Origin of the sequence: Marinimicrobium locisalis (genome assembly GCF_039822625.1) — a bacterium.
GTDB classification, from domain to species: Bacteria; Pseudomonadota; Gammaproteobacteria; order Pseudomonadales; family Cellvibrionaceae; genus Marinimicrobium; species Marinimicrobium locisalis.
The window spans coordinates 1-3132 of sequence record NZ_JBDLLG010000055.1; the positions used below are offsets into that span (position 1 = coordinate 1).

The following is a 3132-nucleotide window of genomic DNA, read 5'->3' on the forward strand; positions in this document are numbered from 1 at the left end:
TAGGTAGTGGTCATAATCTGCCTCCTCAATGAATGAGAGGCCATGCTATCGCGCGATATTCAGGCTGGGTAGAACGCTGTAGAATGAACGCTTACAGTGATTCAGTTCTTTAACAATTCGCCGCCCGCTCAGGATTCAGTGTCACCGTTCCCGGTAAACTGAGATCTCTAATCGCACCAGGCCAACGCGCCGGGTTGGTGCTTTTAACTTTGGTCAACATCTCTTGGTGCGAAGCCAGTACTGACTGGGCCTTGCCCTTGTGACGCTGCGCCGGCGTCACATAGTTCTGCGCACTGTGTCGATGCTCGTTGTTGTACCAGTGGTAAGCGCCTAACCAACCACCCGGTTAAGATTGGTGGGAGTTGGTGTTAACGTTCCAAGGCAGCAGTGTTTCGATAGCCTCAACGCTCTGCGCGTTGGGCAGCTCTTTAAAAACCGTCTTCAGATAATCGTACGGATTCAGCCCATTGGCCTTGGCCGTTTCGATCAGGCTGTACAGGTTGGCGCTGTCTTTGGCGCCCGCCTGGCTGTTGGCAAAGAGCCAGTTCTTACGGCCCACCGTGAACGGCCGGATGGCGTTCTCCGCCCGGTTGTTGTCGATCGGATATGCACCATCATCCAGGTAACGCACCAAACGGTCCCACTGGGTGTGCAGATAATGCAGCGCCTTGCCGATCGCTGTTTGCGGTGGCACTTGCGGCAGGCTTTTCTCAAGCCAGGCCCTGAGTTTGTCGATGACCAGTTTGGCCTTTTGTTGTCGCCTTCGGTAACGCTCATCCGGCGGCTGCTCCTTGATGGCTTTCTCCAGAGCGTACAGCTTTTGGATAAACGCCAACCCTTGGTCGGCCTTACCGGTTTTGCCCTTCGTCCACGTCAGAGGACTCGGCTTCGTTGAACAGGCCGAGGTCGAGTTGGTCTTTGGAGAGCTTTTCACTACTGGCGGAGAACTGCTTTCGGTTGAACTGTTTAATCAGCTCTTCCAAGGTTTGAATATGCCGCTCGCGCGACTGCAGAAGCGCGTCTTTCTCTTGGAGCTGCGCTTGGAGTCGAGCATTTTCGGCTTGGAGTGTGGCGGCATCGGTCATGCCGCTATTTTACCAAAACGGATTAAGCAACGTCTCGATAAAATAGCGTTTTATGAGGCCCGAATTCATATACTAAGTGCGACAATCTACAAAATAAGAGAGGCAAGCTGTAGTATCAGTCTTTTTTCACTCCCGCCAAGAAGTTGAAAAAGCCTATGAGATACCAGCAGCTTACCTCAGAGGAAAGGGTAGTCCTTTCCACACTGAAATTACAAGGCCTCTCCATGCAAAAAATAGCTGACCGCATGGGGCGGCACCGAAGCACTCTATATCGCGAGCTGGATCGCAACCGTTGCTTTCATATTGATGGAGCCTACCGACCCAGCAAAGCTCAGCGGCGCACAGTCGCCAGGAGAAGGCGCTCAAGAAGAAACAGTCATTACTCAGATGATGACTTCAAAGTGGTCCGTAAGCTACTTAGAAAGAAGTACAGTCCCGAGCAAATTACTGGTTATCTTCGTCGCATGAAACAGCCGTGCTTCTCCCATGAAACAATTTACTTGTATATCTGGCGTGACAAGGCTGACGGCGGAAACCTGTGGACACACCTTCGTCAATCTCCAAAGATTCGTCGAAAGCGCTACAAAGCCTATGACAGCAGGGGCAGGCTGGCTGACAAGCGCCACATTACGGAGCGGCCTAAGACTGTAGAAACCCGACGTTACAAGGGCCACTGGGAAATCGATACTGTCATGGGCAAGGGGTCCACGGACTGCATCGTGACTTTGGTAGAACGAAAGACCGGCTTCTTAATGATCGGAAAGCTGAAAGATCGGTCTACTCAGTCATTGAATAAGAAAATAAAACGGTTAATCAATAGAGACCCCTTAGCTTTCAAAACGATTACCGCTGATAACGGCACGGAATTTCATCAGTATAAAGCCATTGAATCTCATGGCCAGGTCAAGTTTTTCTTTGCTAACCCATATCATTCCTGGGAGCGAGGGAGCAACGAAAATGCCAACGGCTTGATTCGTCAGTACATTCCGAAGGGCACTTCAATGGAGCACTTGACTCAACAGCAATGCGATCGCATTGCCGCAGAAATAAACGCCAGACCAAGAAAACGTTACCAATACAAAGCACCAAAGGAACTCTTCTATGCATAGTCAGTACTGTCGCGGTTCAAAGTTGACACTAGGAGGCTTTAATTGCGTGATGTCGAAGCCGCGCAGAAGCCATTGCCACTGCTCGTGATCCAGCACCACCGGATCAGTCGGCCATTGCCTGGGCCACTTGAACTTGTCGCGCTCCAGGCGTTTTTGCCAGAGCGCGAAGCCGGTCTCGTCCCAATACAGCACTTTGAGCTGAGTGCGCTTTTTGTTGCAGAAGACGAACAACGCGGCGTCGAAGGGCGAGAGCGCCATTTCATCTTGGACGATGACGCTCAGCCCATTGATCGCCTTGCGAAAGTCCACCGGCTCCCGGTGCAGGTAGACCTTGATGTCCTCGGGCCACTGGATCATGCCGCCAGTGCCTTGACCAGCTGTGCAATGGTTTGCGCATTGCTTGCAGGCAACTTTACAGTGACGGCGCCGTAGTGCAAAGTCACTTGATCGGTGACTTGGGACTTCTCCACCACCGCCTGCGTGAAGCCGGTGGACCCAGGCTGGGCTTTGAGCTTCATCCGGCGCAGGCTGAAGTATTTGGCGTTGAGCTCTCTCTGGGCGCAGAACTCGGCTTGGGTTAATCCGCTTTGCTCGAACTCGTCGATCAGTAAGCGCCAAACCAACCACCCCCTACCCGGCCTGAACCGAGCCAAGTAACCTCCCACTTTTCAATAATGGGAGGTTCACATGAAAAAGTATCGCACCAAGTCCGACTGGCTGGCTTTGCTCGATGAATTCGAGCAAAGCGGGCTAACCCAAACCGAGTTCTGCGCCCAGCGTGGGCTGAACGCTAGGTACTTCAGTCAGCGCCGGATGAAGCTCAAAGCCCAGCCTCAGTCTAGTGTAAGCGTTCATTCTACAGCGTTCTACCCAGCCTGAATATCGCGCGATAGCATGGCCTCTCATTCATTGAGGAGGCAGATTATGACCACTACCTA

5 protein-coding genes and 1 pseudogene are annotated in these 3132 nt (G+C 52.3%); 2 read left to right on the top strand and 4 right to left on the bottom strand.

Annotated elements, in window-relative coordinates:
- Nucleotides 1-346 precede the first annotated feature (346 nt).
- Nucleotides 347-865: pseudogene (gene tnpC / locus AAE514_RS18275) on the bottom strand (IS66 family transposase); the annotation flags it as partial.
- Nucleotides 849-1085: an IS66 family transposase gene (locus AAE514_RS18280; protein ID WP_347332999.1), complete on the bottom strand. Its 237-nt coding sequence runs from the start codon at nucleotides 1083-1085 to the stop codon at nucleotides 849-851. The gene AAE514_RS18280 and the pseudogene tnpC, both read right to left, overlap by 17 nt.
- 155 nt (nucleotides 1086-1240) lie before the next feature.
- Between AAE514_RS18280 and AAE514_RS18285 the strand changes: the two genes are divergently transcribed.
- The gene (locus AAE514_RS18285) at nucleotides 1241-2194 is read left to right on the top strand and encodes an IS30 family transposase (protein ID WP_347333000.1); all 954 of its coding nucleotides are present in this window, start codon (nucleotides 1241-1243) and stop codon (nucleotides 2192-2194) included.
- Here AAE514_RS18285 and tnpB read toward each other — a convergent pair whose 3' ends face one another.
- Together tnpB and tnpA (AAE514_RS18295) are read right to left on the bottom strand one after the other, a co-directional pair.
- Nucleotides 2195-2551 (bottom strand): IS66 family insertion sequence element accessory protein TnpB, encoded by a 357-nt coding sequence (tnpB, locus tag AAE514_RS18290; RefSeq protein ID WP_347333001.1) that lies wholly within the window; start codon nucleotides 2549-2551, stop codon nucleotides 2195-2197.
- Nucleotides 2548-2817, bottom strand: coding sequence for an IS66 family insertion sequence element accessory protein TnpA (gene tnpA / locus AAE514_RS18295; protein ID WP_347333002.1), 270 nt, complete (start codon nucleotides 2815-2817; stop codon nucleotides 2548-2550). Before tnpA (AAE514_RS18295) ends, tnpB begins: the two co-directional genes overlap by 4 nt.
- A gap of 64 nt (nucleotides 2818-2881) precedes the next feature.
- Here tnpA (AAE514_RS18295) and tnpA (AAE514_RS18300) point away from each other — a divergent pair, with 64 nt between their 5' ends.
- Nucleotides 2882-3073, top strand: a complete 192-nt coding sequence (gene tnpA, locus AAE514_RS18300; RefSeq protein ID WP_347333003.1) for an IS66 family insertion sequence element accessory protein TnpA — start codon at nucleotides 2882-2884, stop codon at nucleotides 3071-3073.
- The last annotated feature ends 59 nt before the right edge of the window (nucleotides 3074-3132 follow it).

Bases quoted from the DNA above. Each gene is read 5' to 3' on its own strand.
- tnpA (WP_347333003.1), top strand. From the start codon at position 2,882: ATGAAAAAGTATCGCACCAAGTCCGACTGGCTGGCTTTGCTCGATGAA.
- tnpB (WP_347333001.1), bottom strand. From the start codon at position 2,551: ATGATCCAGTGGCCCGAGGACATCAAGGTCTACCTGCACCGGGAGCCG.
- AAE514_RS18280 (WP_347332999.1), bottom strand. From the start codon at position 1,085: ATGACCGATGCCGCCACACTCCAAGCCGAAAATGCTCGACTCCAAGCG.
- AAE514_RS18285 (WP_347333000.1), top strand. From the start codon at position 1,241: ATGAGATACCAGCAGCTTACCTCAGAGGAAAGGGTAGTCCTTTCCACA.